Consider the following 18,677-nt stretch of genomic DNA (forward strand, 5'->3'; position numbering starts at 1 on the left):
GTCTTCCTGAAATTGCCCGTATAGGTGTTGGTACGTGTACCTGTCCTTACCTGATTAAGGCAGGAAGCGTGGGATTTTTCTCGAAATCAAAGGTTATGGGTAAAACCGACAGCGAAGCGACTTCAACGTTCTCCACTTCTGCAGGTTCCCATTCCCCGGAGGTAGCTTTGATCGCTTTAATGGCTTGCGCTTCCATGTCTTTCAGGTAGCGTTCCATGGAAGTTTCGATATTGCTGGTAGTCGTCGCAAAAGGAATTTCTCCATTCTCATCAATTACGAACTTCACGAAAATCGTTCCTTCCAATCCCCAATTTTTGGCGGTCTCCGGATATTCCAGGTTACTTAGAACCGTAGTGCGTAGGGCTTCTTCTCCCCCCTCGAAATCGGCTTCTTCGTCCACCGAGTAAAATACGCCCATCCGGTTGGCTTTACTCTTCATCTTATTTCGATTGCTCTTCAGATCAAACATGATCACTTCCAATTTCTTCCGGTCAATTTCATTGTCCACACCGGTAACTACTACGTCATCTAGTTCTCCATCCTTCATCTTATAGGAGTAGGAAAACGCCGGATAGTCCTTGATGATTTCATTGATCTGAAACATGTAATTCATGTTCCGATCTTGCATACGCTCTAATTCGCTGCCGGACAGTTTGCTGTCGTCCTGTTGCGCTTGTGCCCCGGCGCTGAGCATAAATACAAACAGAAGGGTGACAGGTATGGATACTAATTTCATTGCATTGTGTAACGTTTTCATGACATTGCTTTTTTTGGTTCTAAAATCTATTCATCATCCAACCAGAGCCTTGAATACGGACCTGGCCGGGCACTCCGATGGAAAATACAATTGGGTAGTTTTACCTGTGGCCGGTACAAACTAACCAAATTAGCAACCAGAGTGCTTTTCTAGTTCGGATAGGTAACTCCCAAGGACCATGCCATTAAGCGGTATTTCAATTAAAAAATAAAATTTTATTCGGAAAAATAAATTTTTTCTTCTTATTCTACATTACCCCCCTGACTTCAATCGCTTTGCCTCGGAAAAATGCAGTTTCTCCTTTTCTCTTGCCTTTTAAGGCTTGCACCAATGGGGAGGCGCTGCTAACGCCCTGAATTTCTTGGCTACGGAAGACCATTTTCCCAAACGAAGCAGATACCCAGACCCACCCAATATCCAGTACAACCAGGGCTCCTTCGCGGACGATGAACGCCGGTTCCACCGAGAGTTTCTGCACTGCGGATTCCCACTGCGCAAGGGTCTGCCATTGCTTTTCGAGCAAGGTGCGGCTCTGCCGAATGCTTTCCCTTCCCGTCTCGTATTTATCGCCGGCACTACTTTTTGTATCGGTCGAAGCCGCTTCCTGCAGCGCCAAAAGCTGCGTTTGCAGTTCTTCTTTCTTTTGCTGCAGGCTATCCAACGCCTCTTTTTTCAGGCCGGCCTTGAATTCCCGAATGGCATCCGGGGATTGTTCGTTCAGATCGATTGGTTCCAATGGATGGGGTTAGGCGTTCATCAGGGTTTCGATTTCTTCGGGATCAATGGGAATATTTTCCATCAAATCGGTGTACCCGTTGTCTCCAATCACGATATTGTTTTCCAACCGAATGCCCATTCCTTCCTGCGGAATGTAAATCCCCGGCTCTACCGTAAGCACCATACCCGCCTGCAGGGGCTCGTACATGGTGCCGACATCGTGAACGTCCAATCCCAGGTGGTGGGACGTTCCATGCATAAAATAGGTCTTGTAGGCAGGGTTTTCCGGATCCTGATTGCGGATATCGGTTTGGTCAAGCAGACCCAGGCTCACCAACTCGGATTGCACGATCAGTCCCACTTCTTTATGATAGGCTTGTATGGTTATTCCTGGCCGCAACAGGTTCATCGCCTCCCGCTGTACCCGCAGCACGGCATCGTACACCTGTCGTTGCCGTTTGCTAAATCGGCCGCTGACCGGCAAGGTGCGGCTCATATCGGCGTTGTAATTACCGTATTCTGCGCCTACGTCAAAAAGCACCAGGTCTCCGTCCTGGCAAACCTCGTTGTTTTCGATGTAATGCAGCACACAGGCGTTTTTTCCCGAGGCAATGATGGGTTCGTAGGCAAAGCCACGACTGCCGGATTTCACGAACGCGTGTACAAACTCGGCTTCGATCTCGTATTCCCGGACTCCCGGCTTCACAAAGGCCAACACCCGCCGAAAGGCCTGTTCCGTTAGGTCACAGGCTTTTTGAAGTTGGGCGATTTCCTCCGGCTCCTTTACGCTACGAAAGGCATGCATCATGGGCGAAACGCGGTGGTATTCGTGCAGGGGGTGGCGTTCCTTGCAGGATTTGATAAACCGGGCATCCCGGGTTTCTACGGTGACATCGGCACGCAAGTGATCGTTTGTATTGAGAAATACGTGCTTGCTAAGCGCCATTAAGGTGTGGAAGATCTGTTCAAAATCCGTTGTCCACTTCACGGTACGGATTCCCGAAAGGGAAGTGGCCTCCGCTTTGGTCAATTTAGGCCCTTCCCATACGGCAATGTGTTCACTCGTAGGCTTTATAAACAGGATTTCCCTTAGATTAGGATCGGGGAAGTCCGGGCAAATCACCAATACGGTTTCTTCTTGGTCGACACCACACAGGTAGAGCAAGTCGTTGTTTTGCCGGAATCTCATGGTTCCGTCTGCGTTGGTAGGCAGTATATCGTTGGAATGAAAGACGGCAATAGCCTTAGACGGCAGCTTATTCTCGATTTTTTTACGGTTCTTCTTGTAAAGCGAGGCGGGAGCCGGTTGGTATCTCATGTGGTCATCGGTTTTTGCAAAGGTAAAAAATATACCCGCCCGGCACATTGAATTTACCGGGTATTTAAAAGAAATCCCTCGTAGAAAGTAAATGACTTCGGAACCTGCTTTTTTGCGGATTTGCCTTACCTGGCATCCACCCCAAAAAGATTGAATACATCCCGCGAACCGTCCAACGTGACTGCATATTCGCCGGGAGGTAAAGCCTCTATTTCCAATAAGTAGGACGAACTTTCCTATTTTGAGGCGGTAAATGGAATAAAATCAATATCCGCGGCAGTAGTTTTATTAAAATTAACGGTGCCTGTGGTAATTAATCGTCGGTTTTTATCCGGGTCGGACTCAAGTAAAAACACATGTATGATTTCGATGGGGTCCCGGGTGTTTTGGTCTGCTTTGACCAGCAAACGGACATTTTCACCAGCTTCGGTTCTCACAGGACTCTTTGCCCTATCGACCAGATTCATGCCTTTCGCTTTCGACACCCCAAACAGGGCCAACCCAACACTGGCTTTTGACCCGGTAGACGCTTTTTGCTTTTCCAGCGGTTCTCCTAGCTGCTCGGTCCTAACCAGAAGAACGATACCGGAAAATTCCGGCTCTGCCACCTGCCACCTGTACCTGCCGAGCGATTAACGGCAGCAGGCTTGACAGAAAGAAGAAAAATACCAGCAACTTTTTCATGGGGCATCTTGGGTTTAGTCGGGAATCGGTGCGAAACACCTACCCGATGAGGTCAGGAATTCTCCCCATTTACCGCACAATTACCCATTCTGAAAGAAGTAATTCACTGATTTACAATCAATACCACCCATTTTTACGGAAAATTCCCAGTATTTTCAGTAAAAGATGATCGGCCAGGGTCAATCGTCTACCAATGTATCCGTGCCTGCCGAAAAGGCCCAGTCCAGAAGTACTTTGGAAACACTTACCAAAATCCCCGTCGCCACCGCCCAGGCCATGACCTCTTTCATCGAGTTTTCCGGACGGTAAGGGCTCGTTGGTGGTGTTTTTCCTGTGGTTTTTTCCCAGGACTTTTCCAGCCCTTTCCGGATAAGGTAACCACCTGCCAGTGTCAGGCCAGAAATGGCCAGGGATTGGATGAATTTTTTATCGTCGGTCTTCATGTGATGAATGGTTTACAACTGCTGACAAATACACTGGGAAAATCGTGCCAGTTTAGCGCAATCGAGACCATCAAAAGGGGTTATACTTTGATGTACACCCCTCGCTTATCCATTATCCAGCCGACCAGCCAAATAAGCAGCATAAATGCAAGTGCGAACGATAAACTCGCTGTTTTTGGGGGTAAAATCCCGGTGAAAAAGCCCTCATAGATCCAGTTTTTCAGGGAAGACCCCTTCACGGGAACCATGAGCAGGATCCGTACCAAAACTCCCGAAAGCACGTAAAGAAGCAGGGGGTTTCTACCAAAAACCTCAAAGAAGTAGGCCCAGCTTTTCCAATTTTTGATCTCCAAAAGATAGACAAGCAACCCAAGAAGGGCCGTGACGTAACCCACGGATACCAGAACAAAGGAACTGCTCCATATCTTCTTATTGATGGGAAAAAGGAGATCCCAGGCGTAGCCAACGACCAATAGCAGGACTGACAGTGCCAGTAGGCGCACTACCGTTTGTACCTGTGCCCCTTGCCGTTTGATAAAAAGCCCCACGGCATAGCCTGCCAGCACGTTCACCACCGCGGGAAGGGTACTCAACAAGCCCTCCGGGTCAAAGGGTATCCCCTCGCCCCGGTACAGATTTCCCGCGCCGATCAGCCAAAGATCCAGTTTTCTGGCGGCATTTCCCTCCAGGGAATAGGGATCCGCACCCGGATCCCCAAAGAAAAACATCAGGCCCCAATACCCGAGCAAAGTCGCCGCGGCGATGGCCAGGCACGTCCGGAGGCTTAGAAAGTATACCAAGGTGGCTGCTATGCCGTAACAAAGGGCAATGCGCTGCAACACCCCCAGTACACGGATGGAAGTAAAATCATACGGCACGGGATTCCCGTCTATGATTCGAAAAAACGGAAAGGCCGTAAGCAACAGCCCGATCAGAAAAATAATGGCCGTTCTTCGGATCACTTTTTTAAAGTAAATCGCCCCTCCCCGGTCGCGTAACCTCGCCAGGCTAAAGCTCATGGCATTTCCTACCACAAACAAAAACGATGGAAAAACGAGGTCCGTAATGGTCAATCCGTGCCAGGGAGCATGCAGAAAAGGGGCAAAATTGGTAGACCAACTGCCGGGCGTGTTGACCACGATCATCAGGGCGACGGTGAGCCCACGGAGTACATCCAGGGATTGGTAGCGAGTCGATTGCTGCAATGGATTCATGGCGTAGAATTGGCTTTGAGGTTGTGGAAATTAACTACCGGACAACCGGTCTATTGTATCAAACATTCGAATAAAGGTTACCCATGGCTGCTCCTGCGCTTCCTCCCCGGGATTCTCGGATTCCGTGTACCGGGTATATCCTTCCATAAACGAAGCAGCGCCCGACCAGACGGTCAACATCACCCCCTGGAACCGGTCCTTCAACTCGGGCGTTTGGTACCTTCGGTAGCGATACATATCCTCCACTTGCATCTCACCAACCTCAGGCTTCCGCCAGGAACAGCTAATCACGTCAAAGCCTTTCATGGCAAAAAGTACGGGCGTTTGATCCGGGCGCTCGTAATGCCAATCGCAAATGACCACATCTTTTGGAATCAGGTCAATGGCCCGGTGCGTATTGTTCATGCTGGCTTCCCACATGCCAATTCCCGTGGTCTTGCCATCAATCAGCCGGTCTCCCCAAATCCAAAGCCGTGTATTTGTCCGGCTAAGGTGATTGCGTATGCGGGTCACTTCTCCGGCAAAAAGCTCGGCCTTGTCTCTTCCGTTGCAGCGGGGACACCGATCGTCTCCAATGTAAAAGACCTCGTCCATCCCCGCATGAAAGGCATCCGTTTCGAATACCTCCACAATCTCATCGACCAGGTCAAACACCACGCCGTGGACCTCCGGATGCAGGGGGCAGTAACTTTTGCAGTAAAGCCCATCCGGATTCGGCCATTCGTATTCCTCCGGAAGTTGCACATGCGGGGTTTCGTCAAATTCAGGGTACATCGCCAACAAGTTGCCCAGGCTGGACGCCCAGGATTGATGCCCCAACAAATTGATCTGGGGGATGAGTTTGATCCCATGACGGGCGGCCGCAGCCACGAGTTTTTTTACCTCGGTTTTCGAAAGCACGTCCTCGTTACGCAATTCCGGATGCGATTCGTAGGCATAATTAAAATCCACCCGCAACAGCAAGGTATTGACGCCCCGCGGTGCCAGTACCTGCTCCATGAAGGCTACAAAGGAATCCACCTCTCCCGCCTGCGGAGCAGCAATGGCAAGTCCCCGAATCGGCAGGCCTGCCGTGGTTTGCCGGGCATGCAGGGATCCTGCAACGAAATAAACCAGGCAGCTGCTTACCCATACAATGACCGAATGCCTCATTTTTTACGATTTAAAGGTAAATTTAAATTTTTAAACGCAATTTTCTCCGCTCCAAAAACCCTGCAAGCTGTATGATGAGCCAGGCATATAGCAGGGATTTCAATATCCCAGGCAGTCCGGTCCGCAACACCTCGGGCAAAACAAGCCCCGTAATGCTCAACAGCCCATAATGGATGTAGGGAAGCAAATAACAGGTCAGCGTACTGGTCCCGGCCGCCCGTATTCCGTCAAACCAATGCTTCTTCTTGTACTGCTCGACCAGGACAATCAACAGGCCAAAAACAGCCATACTAATCGCAATACAAATCAATACCCAGGATGGGGAAGAACCAATCTTGTGAATGCCCCACAGGGGTCTACTCGCCAGACCAAGAAAAAGGAATACCGCCGCCAAGCCGGAAAGGACGAACCAAAAGTGGTCCTGCCTGCCTTGTTTGAACTGGTCCCGGTAAAACCCGCTTACCAAAATGCCCGCCAATGCTAAGGCTGGCGTCGCCCCATCGTCAATGAGCCAAATATAGGGTTTGATTACCTGTAAAAACGCCAGCATATCCAACTTTGCCAGCACACTGAACCCCATGCAGAGCAGAAATGCCAGGCCTATCCAAACCTGTTTCCCCCGGCTGAGAAGGTAAACCAGGGATGCAATTAGGTAAGCCCAGCCAATTAATCCCAATATCCCCCACCAGTAAAAGCCCATCCAAATGGGCGCATCGCCCGCGCCTCCCTGATAGCTGGCTGCCAAAAAAACCAACAATCCCCATCCCAGGGTTTTTCCTACCCACTTCCTCCGTTGTTTCTCCGGCACTTTTGGGTAGTCCAGCCAGATCAGGAAAAAGGACAGGGTAAGTAGTATCTGCCACACCGCTTTGGGCAACAGGGCTCCTTCGGCCTGGTAGGACTCCAGGTTGACGTGAAACACCCCCATGATCAGCAGCGCCAGGGATCTGCTCACTATATGCAACAGAATTTGGGAGGTATTTTCGCCCTTTTTCCACCGGTTATTGATGGCAAGTGGAATGGACAATCCCACAATAAATAAAAAAGCGGGGAAAACCACGTCTGACAGGCCCATTCCGTCTACCCCGGCAGGCACGTGCAGCAACCACTCGGGCACACCGCGAAGGGTCCACAGGTCGTTGACAAAAATCATCAACATCATGGTTAGCGCCCGAAAAACATCGATCGCATGGTTTCGGCTAGTCACCGGTGCAGCTGCGGCCTCCATTTACTGCTTATTTTCTGGCAAAATCATCCTGTACCCGTACGATGTCTGTCTCGTCCGAAGGGTTTGCCGGATCGGTATGCATCCAAATCTCGGCTACTATGGCCCAACTGCCCAGCCCCAAAAGGCGGTGTCTTTCCCCTTGTTCCAGCCGAATGACTTCACCAATGGTCAGCGTTTTTGGCGCATTCTCTGTATCCGTAGCACTGGTTACAATACCGCCCTCTCCGGCTACCAGCTTCCAGATTTCAGCCCGTCGGTGGTGATACTGCCAGGACAGGCGCTTTCCGGGTCCAGCCAGTAGAATTTTAGGACTTAACTTATTTTTCAGCTGCGCTTCGGTAAGTTGCACCTCTGGAAAAAATTGTTCCCGAAACTGCCCGATCTGTGCTTCATCGATCACAAAAAAACCACCCCAGGGCCGGGTTTCGTCCCGACTTACAATCCGGTAGCCAAAACCGTCCAACCAATCGCCCACCTGATTAAAAATGGCATCTTTTGTCACTTCTTTTGATACATTCATGTTAACTGCGGTTACGTAAAAAAACAACGTTTATCAATTTCTAGTAAAATCTGCTCAAGATACTAAATTTATTTTCAGATTTCACGATGGATGCTGGCAGCGCCAATCATGGCTGCCTTTTCACCAAGCCTGCTGATGCGAATATCCAGTTGGAGGCCACGGGCGTTGAGTAGTTGCCTCACCTGGGGGAGAAAGTGGTCGGCTGCTTTCACCATGTTTCCCCCCAGCACTACCGCGTCAATTTTCCGGATCTTCCCCTGTATCTCTATTAAATCGGCCAAATTTCGTCCAAAAATCCCAAGCATTTCCAGGGTCTCGGCACGTGTCTCTGCGGCTTCCAGCAAGGGCTTTAGTCCGATGTCCGAATGCCCAAACCGCTCTTTGGCCCACTTGGAAAAAAAGGAAGTACTCAAATAATCCTCCGCGATCCCCTCCTTAAAAGGCGTGGACCATAGTGCTCCGTCCTCGGCCAGATCCCCGGATTTGAACGCCCCACCCAGCCCGGTACCGAAGGTCAGGCCCATCAGGTGCGTGCCGTTATCCCAGCCTGCTACCCCTGCCTCTCCTTGTAGAAAGGCCGCTGCATCGTTCATAAACCGAATATTTTCAGCCGGAATACGCAATCGTTCCGATAGTTCTGTCGTCACGTTCACCTCGTAAAGAGCCAGGTACTTGCCCTGGTCTACCATTAGGGAGATTCCCTGCTCGTAATCAAAGGGGGCCGGCATGGCGATGCCCAGCAGGGTATTTTTTGTGGGGCCCAGGCGCTGGATGCAAGCTACCCAGGCGGCTAAAATCTCCTCCCGGCTGGCTAACGAATTGACCGGTTTGCGCACCAGGTTTTCGTTAGCGATGTCTTTTCCATCTGCTGTCAGCAGTCCGGCACTTATATGGGACCCACCGATATCAATTCCGAGGTACTGCTTCATTGTTCCTGCCCGTTTGCCGCACGCAGCAGCTCTTTAAATCCTTCCCGTTCGTGGTACTGGAAAAACTCCCGGTCCGATGGCGCCCTGTTTTTCAGGAAATCGTTCCTTTCCAGGGCCTTGCCCAGGTTTTCGTATAATTTTGCCTCCTCGCCATTTCGCGCAGCAATCAGCGCCAGACCATAAAACGGATAGCCGGTTGTCCTGTTTTGAATCGCGCTTTCTTCAAACTTGATGGTGGCGTTATAGTAGTCCTTTGCCAGAAAATTGGCCAATCCCTGGTTAAACAGGTTGATGGGATCCTGGGCGGCTTTGTTGAGGTGTATGGCAGCCAGGCGGTAGTCCCCATTAAATATGGAAACGGCACCCAAAGCACCTTCGTAGGTTTCCCGTTGCGCATCCGATTGCGTCAAGGCCAGCGCCCGATAAAAGTTGGTGTAAGCGCTGAATTTATCTCCCCAAAGCCAAAATACCAGCCCCAAGTTGTATACTGCAGTGGGGTTTTCAAAAAAGGCATTGGAGCGATTTAGCGAAAAAAGCGCATTTTCCAGCAGTTGATTCCGTTCCTGTACCGATTGCGTACGCTGCGCCCGGTTTAGAAAAACCATTCCCAGATTGCTGTACACCCAGGCGCTGGGATATACCTGTTCCATGGCCAGCAGCAGTTGCTCTTGTTCGTTCCAACCCGGTTCCCGGGAGACTGCGTGGGCGAGTTCCCGCTCACTGAGGGTATCTGCGGGCAGCATTCCCTGCCGAATGCCCCGGGCCAAAATGGACAGCTGCATGTCCGAAACGGAGAGTGGCGGCTCGGGTTGCCGGCGGATTTCGCGTTCAAACCGCAACAGCACCTGCCGGTTGATCTCCGGATAATGGGGCAGGCCGGTCATTTTCCACTTTTTGTAGCTCCAGTCGCCGGGTCCTCTCAACACCTCCAGAAAGGGGGTTTTTTCGGTAAAAGGCAAATTGCTGTAGGCCGATAGGCGGTCTTCCATCTCTTGCCAGCCGCGGAGCCCCATCCCGGCTTTCTCCAGGGAATCAGGAGGGAGCCAGGTTCCCAAAACAGGGATTTTTTCCTGACCCCGGTACTGTCCAATCTGAGCCAAAGACGCCGTGGTAACAATGCCGCGAGCCAGCAATTCTTCGGTCGTCAGTACCGGAACAGGATTTCGGCCCTTTCTGAATTCCGTGATCGCCAGTAGCTCGCCTTTTTCCATCCCCTTTGAAAAAGGCATGCTGAAGTCCCCTTCCAGAATTACCGGTGCATAGGGATCCAGCGTATCGCCGCTGACCTCCAATTTCTTCTCAAAACGCAACACCTCCCCGCCAAAAGAAAACCGTGGCGTCAGCGCGTAACGCTCGCTTCTGGATAGTAGGGCATTTGGCAGCTCTACGCGTATGGAAAAACGAACGGAATCCCCTAATCGCTCGAGTACCTTGGGCGTGATAAAAATTTTTTGATTTTCGGCTTTTTTTATAACTTGCCCCTTGTTACACGAACACAGAAATAAAACAGCTAATAGACCTAACGCAGTACTCATTTTTTTTGCAACAATCATAGGGTAATCCGGTTAATATCAGTAAGTTGTTTGCCTTAAGGGTTTCCTTACATTTAAACAGGTTAAAAGGATGGAACAGATCAAATTATTCTTTCAGGGCAGCGCATTTGGCGTTTGTTCAAAATTAGGAGAAAAACTTCATTTCCCAATTGACAGCATCCGGTTGTTTTTTATTTACAGCTCTTTCATCACCCTGGGCTCTCCCATCATCCTTTATGTGAGCATGGCCATGCTGATGAAGCTGCGGACTTATTTCCGGAGAATGAACAATCCCATTCTCTTTGATTAGTGGAGGGAGGAGAAATACCGTTTTCCGAGAACGTAGTAGGAAACGATCAACGAGAAGGGTTGGGTAGATTTTTCTGAACCAACGCATCCTACCCGAATCGCATTTCCGGGTGCCTTCCGGTTGCGTTCGCTCCAAAAATCGCGGTACGCACGCAGCACCGCCTTGCCGTGGGCAGGTCCACTGCCATACCACAGGTGCAGCGCCGCCGCCGTATCCAACACAACCCGCAGGAAAAAAACCGGCCAAAAACCGACCCTGGTCAGGTTTGCATACAGCATAAACAGGCTGTTTCGAAAGTTCAAGTAGGTTTTAAAGGGGTTGGTGCTAGCCAGCGTGCCGCCGCCGAAGTGATAGACCTGGGCATCGCTGCAATGGTGAATTTGAAAGCCGGCATTTCTCCAGCGCCAGCAGAGCTCAATTTCTTCCATGTGTGAAAAAAAATTGGGATTGAATCCGCCAAATTCGTGAAACAAATCGGCCCTGACGCAGAAACAAGCGCCGGAGGCCCAATCGATGGGTTGGGATTGGTCGTATTGCCCGCTATCTTTTTCCAACGTATGCAGCATCCTACCCCGGCAATAGGGATACCCCAGCCGGTCCAGGTAGCCACCGGCGGCGCCGGCATAGTCAAAGTACCCTGTTTGTTTCAGCGAAAGGACTTTGGGCTGACAGGCCGCCAATGTAGGGTTTCCTTCCATGTAGCGAACCAATGCTTCGTCCCAGCCCTGTACCACTTTCACGTCCGAGTTCAACAACAAGTAGTAGTCAAACTGTCCGTTAAGGGTTTCCAGGCCCAGGTTGTACCCCTTGCTGTAGCCGTGGTTTTCTCCTAAGAGCAGCAAGCGTATTTCCGGAAAATGTACGGTTAGGTAGTCGATGGACCCATCCGTGCTCCCATTGTCCACCACAATCACTTCAAAAACAGACTGATGAACCACCTGGGACAGGTATTTTTTGAGCACTCCTTTCCCGTTAAAATTCAAAATGACGATTGCGGCTTTCTTCATCAGACCATGTTACCAAAATCCATTCCTGGGATATTGGGCATCATCCCTGCGGTAGCAGCACTCATTTTTTCTTTGATTTTTGCATCGATGTTTTCCAGGGCCTTGTTGGTGGCGCCGACAATCAGGTCTTTCATCATGTCTTTGTCTTGTTCGTTTACCAGTGAGCTGTCGATAGCGATGTCCAGGACTTTCCGCTGCCCGTTCACAACGACCTTTACCATTCCTGCCCCTGCCTCGCCCTCTGCCCGTAAGTGAACAAGCTCCGCCTGGGTTTCTTTAATTTTTGCCTGCGCCTCTTTTACCTTGTTCATCAGGTTCATGAAATCCATCATAGGTTCTATCGTTAATGTATCTACAAATATAATCGAATATCTAACGTTTGTTCCTCCGAGTTGTTCGCACTTCTTTCCCAAATCGGAAACAAACAGGCAGATACTTTTACAAAAGCAGGATTTCCCCAATTATTAAACCTCTTTGAATCATTTCCCGTATTAAATAGCATTGAATCCTCTTTGTTTCAATCAAACCTAACTAACACCTTTATGAACACACTGGAAAAAGAAATCATCACCATTGAGAAAGAGTACGTGCAGAACCTCCGATTTTCCGGAAAGGAAGTTGTAGTCGATCCCGAGGCGAAACGCATGCGCTTGCTCGAATTACAAAAGTCCCAGATACTTGGTAATATAGCCCGCAACAAAGTCTGGATTTACTTCCAGACAGCGGATGGAAATGCCTACCGGATCAATACCACCGTTTGGGCAGTTGGCGAACGATTCATATCCCTGAAGGGAGGGATCACCATCCCCATCTCTTCCATTTTTAAAATCGATTGAGGAAGGTACGGCAGTTACCCCTGGAGCCGGGAGATAGCCTCTTCCAGGCTCAGGGTTTCCTGCTCACCACTGACCATGTTTTTTAGACCCAGCGTTCCGTTTGCTAATTCCTCCGCACCCAGGATAGCTACAAAGGCTATATTTTTTTTGTCGGCATAGTTGAATTGCTTCTTGATTTTTGCCAGATCCGGATATATCTCCGCAGCAATACCCGCTCTTCTGAAAGCGGCCAGGTACGCCATGGCTTGCTTCCTTTCCTCGGCACCAAAATGCGCCAACATCACGCGTGTACCCTCATTTTGGGCTTCTGGGAACAGGTTGAGGGCGTCCAGAACGTCATACAGACGATCCACCCCGAATGAAAAGCCAACCCCGGAAATATCGGGAAGTCCAAATACCCCCGTAAGGTTGTCGTAACGGCCGCCACCACTCACCGAGCCAACGCCCACACCGGACACTTTTACCTCAAAAATGGCTCCGGTATAATAGGATAAGCCCCGTGCCAGGACGGGGTCCAGGGTAAGAAACCGTGTATCTTCGCCCAATAGGGTAAGAAAAGAAAGTACTTCCTCCACTTCTTTCAGACCGGTTGAACCCACCACACTGTTTGCCAGGAATGCCTTTAAGAAGTCCAGCCATTCGCCGTTGCTTCGTTCTGACGCTTCCAGCACGGGAGCCAACACGGCCACTGCCTCCTGCGAAAAGCCTTTTTGGTACAACTCCTCCTCTACCCGTTCCCGGCCGATCTTGTCTAGTTTGTCGATGGCGACACACAGTTCCGCTTCCATGCCGGCTGCCCCTGCTACCTCGGCGATTCCTGATAGTATTTTACGGTTATTCAGGTGGATGCTGTAATCGGCCAACCCAAACGCGGCAAAGACCCGTTTGATCATGGCAATGATCTCCGCTTCGCAGATCAGGCTGTCCGTTCCGACCACGTCGGCGTCGCATTGGTAAAACTCCCGGTACCTGCCCTTTTGCGGTCGGTCCGCTCGCCATACCGGCTGCATCTGAAAGCGTTTGAATGGGAAACTAATCTCGTTTTGGTGCATGACCACATACCGGGCGAAAGGGACTGTCAGGTCATACCGCAATCCCTTTTCCGAAAGCAGGGGAAGTACAGCGGTCTCGCCCGTTTTAAACGCGGTATCGTTCACCTTTTTTAAAAATTCACCGCTATTCAACACCTTAAAAAGCAACTGATCCCCTTCCTCACCGTATTTGCCGGTAAGGGTACTCAGGTTTTCCATGGCCGGTGTCTCCAGCTGCTCGTAACCAAACAGACGGAAGGTATCCCGTATGGTAGTGAAAATATAGTTCCGTCGAGCCATTTCTACCGGCCCAAAATCCCTCATTCCTTTTGGTATGCTTGGTTTTTGTTTGCTCATGCGTTGGAAATTTGCCCAAAGGTATAAAATATTACAGGATTGAAGGGCCGGCAAAGGGGTATATTTCGCCGCACAGGTAAACTTCTTTGCCCGTAAATGGCACTTTTTTCCAATAGTTTACTACCTTTGCCCTTCGATTTCAGGAATAACATAAATAAAAAATACCATGGCTGTTACTACTTTAAAAAGAAAGTTGAGGAGAAAGAGACAGGCACAGAACGCCAGAGTCTTGAAAATCAAACAATTGAACGCCAAGCCCGTGATCAAAAACGTGGATGTTGCAGCGATCAAAAAGGAGTTCTCCGACAAATAAAACCCCAAATGAACCCAGCGCTTGTTGGGTTTTTTTTATAGTTTTCCGCGTTTTCCCAACTCCACCACCCGTAGGTTTTTTATTTTTTTGTCCAATTCGAAGGTCAGTAGGGTTTTTACCTGGTGAAAACCCTGATTTCCCAGCGCACCCGGATTCAAGTACAGGCAATTCAGTTGCTTATCGAATTCCACTTTGCAAATATGGGAATGACCGCAGACAAACAAGTCCGGTTGCAAGGAACGGATTTTCGTTTTGACACCTTTGGCGTAGCGCGGGGGTTTCCCTCCAATGTGCAGCATCAGTGCCTTTACCCCTCCACTTTCAAAAAATAGTTCCTCCGGATACCGACTTCTCAGCTCGGTATCGTCGATGTTTCCATAAACGATGCGCTGCAGCGGTCCCTGTGGCAGGGCGGCCAGCACACGGGGATCTCCCACATCTCCAGCATGCCAGATTTCGTCCACATCTTCCAATATGCCCCGGGCATTTTGCGGAAAATCACCATGCGTATCGCTAATCAATGCTATTTTTTTCATGTTTTTCTACTTACCTGTATCCTACGCTTCCACCGGTTTTGCATGCGCGGGTGTAGTAACCGTTCCGGAAGATGGGGCAAGGAGACAGCCCTTGCTTTCCTACAAATAAAGGCAGAATCTTTTAATTAAACTTCCTGAATGATACATCCTACTTGGTAATTGTAAGATTCCTTTCTATTTTTACGACGATAGAAAATTTTGCGACTAAATGAGAGAAATACAATTCAGAGATGCAATCAAGGAAGCCATGTCGGAAGAGATGAGACGCGATAAAAACGTGTTTCTGATGGGCGAAGAAGTAGCGGAATACAACGGTGCCTACAAGGCCAGCCAGGGAATGCTGGACGAGTTTGGGCCCGACCGTGTCATCGATACGCCTATCTCGGAGCTTGGGTTTTCCGGATTGGGTGTGGGTGCGGCCATGAACGGACTGCGACCCATTATAGAGTTTATGACGTTTAACTTCTCCCTGGTGGCCATGGATCAGTTGGTCAATTCTTCGGCCAAGATGCTGGCCATGTCCGGTGGTCAATACAGCGTGCCGATCGTGTTTCGGGGGCCTACCGGAAACGCAGGACAATTAGGGGCAACGCATTCCTCAAATTTTGAAAACTGGTTCGCCAATACCCCGGGGTTAAAAGTGGTGGTGCCATCCAACCCCTACGATGCCAAGGGGCTACTGAAAGCCTCGATTCGGGATGAAAACCCGGTAATTTTTATGGAATCTGAATTGATGTACAGCGATAAGGGCGAGGTTCCCGAAAGCGAGTACCTACTCCCGATTGGCATCGCAGAGATCAAACGAAAAGGCGACGATGTTACCCTGGTTTCCTTCGGGAAGATGATGAAAGTGGCGTTTGAAGCGGCCGACGAACTGGCAAAAGAAGGCATCATGGCCGAAGTCATTGACCTGCGAACGGTTCGGCCCATCGATTACAAGACCGTACTCGATTCGGTAAAAAAGACGAACCGATGCGTCATCGTAGAAGAAGCCAATCCGGTTGCCTCCATTTCTACCGACCTGGCCTTTACGATACAGCGGCATGCATTTGATTACCTCGATGCACCGGTCATGCGGGTCAACTCCATGGATATCCCGTTGAGTTACTCCCCTACCTACATCGAAGCTACATTACCCAATGCCAAACGCACCATTGACGCCGTGAAATCGGTCACCTACCAGAAATAACGGGCAATTATCCACGTATTCGACTAGACAAAGGCAGCCGTTGGGCTGCCTTTTTTGTGTTTTGAGGAGTCTCTATAGTAGTTTACTAAGAATATTAAATTTCTCCGCCACCTGGCTGTGGTTTGGGCATCCTTTGTCATGGTTTTTGCACCATTTAAGGTGCAGGTCATCGGACCTGTACAAAGAAAGAAATGTTCACCTACAAACCATACGTACCTATGCTTATTCGAAATCAATTAGGAATCCTACTGCTACTGCTCATCATGGCCTCATGTTCGGGAGAAAAGGAGGATCGATACATTTTTGAAACCGAACGGATACTGGATACCGAGACCGGAGATGCCTATTACGTAAAGAATCCAGACACCCTGACCGTGGTACACATCGATGGGGTGGCCGAACCAGTGACGGTAAGCAGTACACCCTTTGCAGAAAGCGAAGAATTGGAGCAACTGATGGACCGGTACGAAGAAAAGCTTGAAGCGCGGAAAGATTCCGTCCTGAGGGTGCAAAAAGCACAGATTAAAGAAAACCGGAAGCAACGGTACGCCGCTTACAGCGACGATGAATTGATGAATCGGTTCAATGAATTAAAAGAAGCAGGCGCCCCCTTTCCGCAGCAAATGGACATAATGGTGGAACTGGTTCGACGGGAGGTCGTCCTGGAAATAGACCTTCCAGAAATCCTGGATATTGATCCGGAGGACATCGATATGGACATGGAATACGATCCGGAAACAGAAAGCTAATTCGTCAAAGGCGTCCGAAAGGGCGTCTTTTTTTGCCATTTGCCAGGTTGTTTTTTCTTCGACGGCTTTTTCCCGGTGAGCAACATTTTTGGATCCGGAGTTCGCTGCCTGGCAAAGAAGGTGCTTTTTCTCTATTCGGTTCCTTCTCTCCCAGGCTTGGTGGATTGCGAAATAGGGAGGACCAATTTGCATTTCAGGGCTGAAGCCAACAACTGTGCTTGTTCCAGCGCTTTGTCTCCATTTGTATACACGAAGACAAATAGCGGACGCGGGGCCGATGCATACATTAGGATTGTGAATTCGATGACATTCCCGGAGAGTGTTGGGCTTATTCCATTCGGTTGGTTGGTACGCCTCCGCTTGGTTTCGATCAATTCCACCCGCACAATGGGAGGAAGTGTTTTCCAGGCGCCCTGTCTGAACCCGGCGATGGACCGATAGTTTTTGTAGCGATTGCCTGAAAAATCAATGCGCGTGCCCCCGTAGGTAGAAACGATAGGTAGTCCCAGGAGAATGGCAGCCATCCCAACCGCAAGATTTCTTTCCAGGGAGTCGCCGAGGTTTAGGAATGACGTGCCTACCAGGGCAAGTATACCGGACAGGATCAGCAGCGAGCCCAGCAAATGGGGGCCTGAAATCAGGGTGCGTCGCTTAAAGTCAAAGGTGATTACGTTCGGTTGCAGCAATTCGTATCGGCTTGTACGGGTGGACACTTAACGGTAGCGTAACTGCAATACACGCAACAATCTCCCGGCTTTGGTTTTACTACGTTGCTGCAGTTATTGCATGCGTAAAAATACACACAGGCGTCGGTAGGCATGGTTTCCGCTTTTTGATGGCCGCATACCGGGCATCGGATGATGGTTTGGCGTTGTATATTCATTCCTTTTTTGCCCCTTGTCTTTGGACCAATTTCTGAACCAAAACACAGAAGCGTGCAACGGTTCTTTTTTACGAAGGGCATTCTGACCAACAGTTTGCCCAGGCGAGCCATAGGACGCTAGTTTACGAAAGATGTAGTGGGTACGGAATCGGCTCCCGTAGCTTCCAGGGGCACAAAGTGATGGTACAGGCTGTCTGTCGACACCTGCCATACCCGGAAGCCCAATGGCCGCCCGTCAAAGTTCTTGCTGCTCGTCTCCCCACTTACCAGTTGGATGCTCTCGTAGGTATTCTTCGTCAATTTGTGCGTATGACCGGACAAATAGGCTACCACATTATTTTCCACAAACAAATCCAGCAATCGCTTTCGCGTTGGCAGGGGCAGGTTGTAGTAGTGTTCTTCTTCATCCGGATGCTCCGTATACAGGGGATAATGCCCCAACACAAACACCGGATACCCACGGTCCCCTTGTTCGATAAGGCTTTTTTCAAACCAGGCTCGGTGCCTTTCGGATTCCTCTTCCACCGCTACTTTCCATAACTGCGTATTGGTGACTACGAAGGAGTGGTTTTTGTGGTCGAATTGGTAGTAATCTTCCCCAATGGTTTCCCGGTAATACCGCAAGCTGGAGTCGGTGGGTGTATTGCCCACGTCATGGTTTCCGGAAACGAGGTAACTGGGGAGATGTAAACCGTCCCGAATGGTCTGAAAGTCGGCGTAGGAACGGTCGTTGGCATCGTGGACCAAATCGCCGCAAATCACCACAAAATCTACCTCCAGTTCGTTTATCTGCCTGACAGCCTGCTGAAATGTCTGCAGATCGTGTTCGTAGCCACCCATCCCCAACTGCGTATCGCACATTTGTACAAAGGCGAAGGGCTCCTGCGGTTTTTCGGAACAGGAGGTATTGCTAAAAAGCAAGGCAAACAGGGACATCAAGAGAGGTAATCGTCGCATCGCATGGTTTGGTTT

23 protein-coding genes are annotated in these 18,677 nt (G+C 49.9%); 5 read left to right on the forward strand and 18 right to left on the reverse strand.

Features of this window, described 5'->3' with window-relative positions:
* Positions 1-46: 46 nt before the first annotated feature.
* The 11 genes from GCU44_RS12080 to GCU44_RS12130 all read right to left on the reverse strand — a co-directional run bounded on the left by GCU44_RS12080 (position 47) and on the right by GCU44_RS12130 (position 10,497).
* Entirely contained in the window at positions 47-757 is a 711-nt protein-coding gene (locus GCU44_RS12080) for an energy transducer TonB (RefSeq protein ID WP_154856632.1), read from the reverse strand.
* Positions 758-1,004: 247 nt separating this feature from the next.
* Positions 1,005-1,493, reverse strand: a complete 489-nt coding sequence (locus GCU44_RS12085) for a hypothetical protein (RefSeq protein ID WP_154856633.1) — start codon at positions 1,491-1,493, stop codon at positions 1,005-1,007.
* Between the two features lie 9 nt (positions 1,494-1,502).
* Positions 1,503-2,792, reverse strand: a complete 1,290-nt coding sequence (locus GCU44_RS12090; protein ID WP_154856634.1) for an aminopeptidase P family protein — start codon at positions 2,790-2,792, stop codon at positions 1,503-1,505.
* A 236-nt stretch (positions 2,793-3,028) separates the two neighbouring features.
* On the reverse strand, positions 3,029-3,400 hold the full coding sequence (locus tag GCU44_RS12095) for a hypothetical protein (protein WP_154856635.1): 372 nt from the start codon (positions 3,398-3,400) through the stop codon (positions 3,029-3,031).
* Between the two features lie 255 nt (positions 3,401-3,655).
* The gene (locus GCU44_RS12100) at positions 3,656-3,919 is read right to left on the reverse strand and encodes a DUF4235 domain-containing protein (protein ID WP_092176531.1); all 264 of its coding nucleotides are present in this window, start codon (positions 3,917-3,919) and stop codon (positions 3,656-3,658) included.
* Positions 3,920-3,999: 80 nt separating this feature from the next.
* On the reverse strand, positions 4,000-5,133 hold the full coding sequence (locus GCU44_RS12105) for an acyltransferase family protein (protein ID WP_154856636.1): 1,134 nt from the start codon (positions 5,131-5,133) through the stop codon (positions 4,000-4,002).
* Positions 5,134-5,163: 30 nt separating this feature from the next.
* Entirely contained in the window at positions 5,164-6,285 is a 1,122-nt protein-coding gene (locus tag GCU44_RS12110; RefSeq protein WP_154856637.1) for a family 20 glycosylhydrolase, read from the reverse strand.
* A gap of 22 nt (positions 6,286-6,307) precedes the next feature.
* Positions 6,308-7,513: a DUF5009 domain-containing protein gene (locus GCU44_RS12115; protein ID WP_154856638.1), complete on the reverse strand. Its 1,206-nt coding sequence runs from the start codon at positions 7,511-7,513 to the stop codon at positions 6,308-6,310.
* A 7-nt stretch (positions 7,514-7,520) separates the two neighbouring features.
* On the reverse strand, positions 7,521-8,033 hold the full coding sequence (locus GCU44_RS12120) for a cupin domain-containing protein (protein ID WP_154856639.1): 513 nt from the start codon (positions 8,031-8,033) through the stop codon (positions 7,521-7,523).
* 74 nt (positions 8,034-8,107) lie between these two features.
* A complete protein-coding gene (locus tag GCU44_RS12125; protein ID WP_154856640.1) occupies positions 8,108-8,962 on the reverse strand; it encodes an ROK family protein in 855 nt (284 codons plus the stop codon).
* Complete coding sequence (locus GCU44_RS12130; protein ID WP_154856641.1) at positions 8,959-10,497, reverse strand: tetratricopeptide repeat protein; 1,539 nt, start codon at positions 10,495-10,497, stop codon at positions 8,959-8,961. The genes GCU44_RS12125 and GCU44_RS12130 overlap by 4 nt, the downstream gene beginning before the upstream one ends.
* An 88-nt stretch (positions 10,498-10,585) precedes the next feature.
* Here GCU44_RS12130 and GCU44_RS12135 point away from each other — a divergent pair, with 88 nt between their 5' ends.
* On the forward strand, positions 10,586-10,804 hold the full coding sequence (locus tag GCU44_RS12135) for a PspC domain-containing protein (protein WP_092176550.1): 219 nt from the start codon (positions 10,586-10,588) through the stop codon (positions 10,802-10,804).
* On the opposite strand, the gene GCU44_RS12140 is transcribed toward GCU44_RS12135, so the two are convergent.
* Together GCU44_RS12140 and GCU44_RS12145 are read right to left on the reverse strand one after the other, a co-directional pair.
* Positions 10,801-11,811 (reverse strand): glycosyltransferase family 2 protein, encoded by a 1,011-nt coding sequence (locus GCU44_RS12140; protein WP_154856642.1) that lies wholly within the window; start codon positions 11,809-11,811, stop codon positions 10,801-10,803. The genes GCU44_RS12135 and GCU44_RS12140 overlap by 4 nt on opposite strands.
* Entirely contained in the window at positions 11,811-12,143 is a 333-nt protein-coding gene (locus tag GCU44_RS12145; protein ID WP_092176555.1) for a YbaB/EbfC family nucleoid-associated protein, read from the reverse strand. Before GCU44_RS12145 ends, GCU44_RS12140 begins: the two co-directional genes overlap by 1 nt.
* Positions 12,144-12,353: 210 nt before the next feature.
* On the opposite strand from GCU44_RS12145, the gene GCU44_RS12150 reads away from it, so the two are divergent.
* Entirely contained in the window at positions 12,354-12,647 is a 294-nt protein-coding gene (locus GCU44_RS12150; protein ID WP_154856643.1) for a hypothetical protein, read from the forward strand.
* Between the two features lie 14 nt (positions 12,648-12,661).
* Here the strand turns inward: GCU44_RS12150 and hisS are convergent, their stop codons facing one another.
* Positions 12,662-14,035, reverse strand: coding sequence for a histidine--tRNA ligase (gene hisS / locus GCU44_RS12155; protein WP_154856644.1), 1,374 nt, complete (start codon positions 14,033-14,035; stop codon positions 12,662-12,664).
* A gap of 166 nt (positions 14,036-14,201) precedes the next feature.
* Between hisS and GCU44_RS23115 the strand changes: the two genes are divergently transcribed.
* Positions 14,202-14,348 (forward strand): hypothetical protein, encoded by a 147-nt coding sequence (locus GCU44_RS23115; RefSeq protein WP_174238251.1) that lies wholly within the window; start codon positions 14,202-14,204, stop codon positions 14,346-14,348.
* Between the two features lie 35 nt (positions 14,349-14,383).
* Here GCU44_RS23115 and GCU44_RS12160 read toward each other — a convergent pair whose 3' ends face one another.
* On the reverse strand, positions 14,384-14,884 hold the full coding sequence (locus GCU44_RS12160) for a metallophosphoesterase family protein (RefSeq protein ID WP_092176561.1): 501 nt from the start codon (positions 14,882-14,884) through the stop codon (positions 14,384-14,386).
* A 208-nt stretch (positions 14,885-15,092) separates the two neighbouring features.
* On the opposite strand from GCU44_RS12160, the gene GCU44_RS12165 reads away from it, so the two are divergent.
* On the forward strand, positions 15,093-16,073 hold the full coding sequence (locus tag GCU44_RS12165) for a pyruvate dehydrogenase complex E1 component subunit beta (RefSeq protein WP_154856645.1): 981 nt from the start codon (positions 15,093-15,095) through the stop codon (positions 16,071-16,073).
* Positions 16,074-16,291: 218 nt separating this feature from the next.
* A complete protein-coding gene (locus GCU44_RS12170; protein ID WP_154856646.1) occupies positions 16,292-16,822 on the forward strand; it encodes a hypothetical protein in 531 nt (176 codons plus the stop codon).
* A 131-nt stretch (positions 16,823-16,953) separates the two neighbouring features.
* On the opposite strand, the gene GCU44_RS12175 is transcribed toward GCU44_RS12170, so the two are convergent.
* Genes GCU44_RS12175 through GCU44_RS12185 form a run of 3 tightly spaced genes read right to left on the reverse strand, consistent with a single transcriptional unit; the run spans position 16,954 to position 18,662 of the window.
* Positions 16,954-17,535, reverse strand: coding sequence for a hypothetical protein (locus tag GCU44_RS12175; RefSeq protein ID WP_162533410.1), 582 nt, complete (start codon positions 17,533-17,535; stop codon positions 16,954-16,956).
* Positions 17,490-17,816, reverse strand: a complete 327-nt coding sequence (locus tag GCU44_RS23270) for a GDCCVxC domain-containing (seleno)protein (protein ID WP_455423650.1) — start codon at positions 17,814-17,816, stop codon at positions 17,490-17,492. The genes GCU44_RS12175 and GCU44_RS23270 overlap by 46 nt, the downstream gene beginning before the upstream one ends.
* 6 nt (positions 17,817-17,822) lie before the next feature.
* Positions 17,823-18,662, reverse strand: coding sequence for a metallophosphoesterase (locus tag GCU44_RS12185; RefSeq protein ID WP_154856649.1), 840 nt, complete (start codon positions 18,660-18,662; stop codon positions 17,823-17,825).
* Positions 18,663-18,677 lie beyond the last annotated feature (15 nt).

It is taken from the genome of Cyclobacterium xiamenense (assembly GCF_009467825.1).
Classification (GTDB): Bacteria; Bacteroidota; Bacteroidia; order Cytophagales; family Cyclobacteriaceae; genus Cyclobacterium; species Cyclobacterium xiamenense.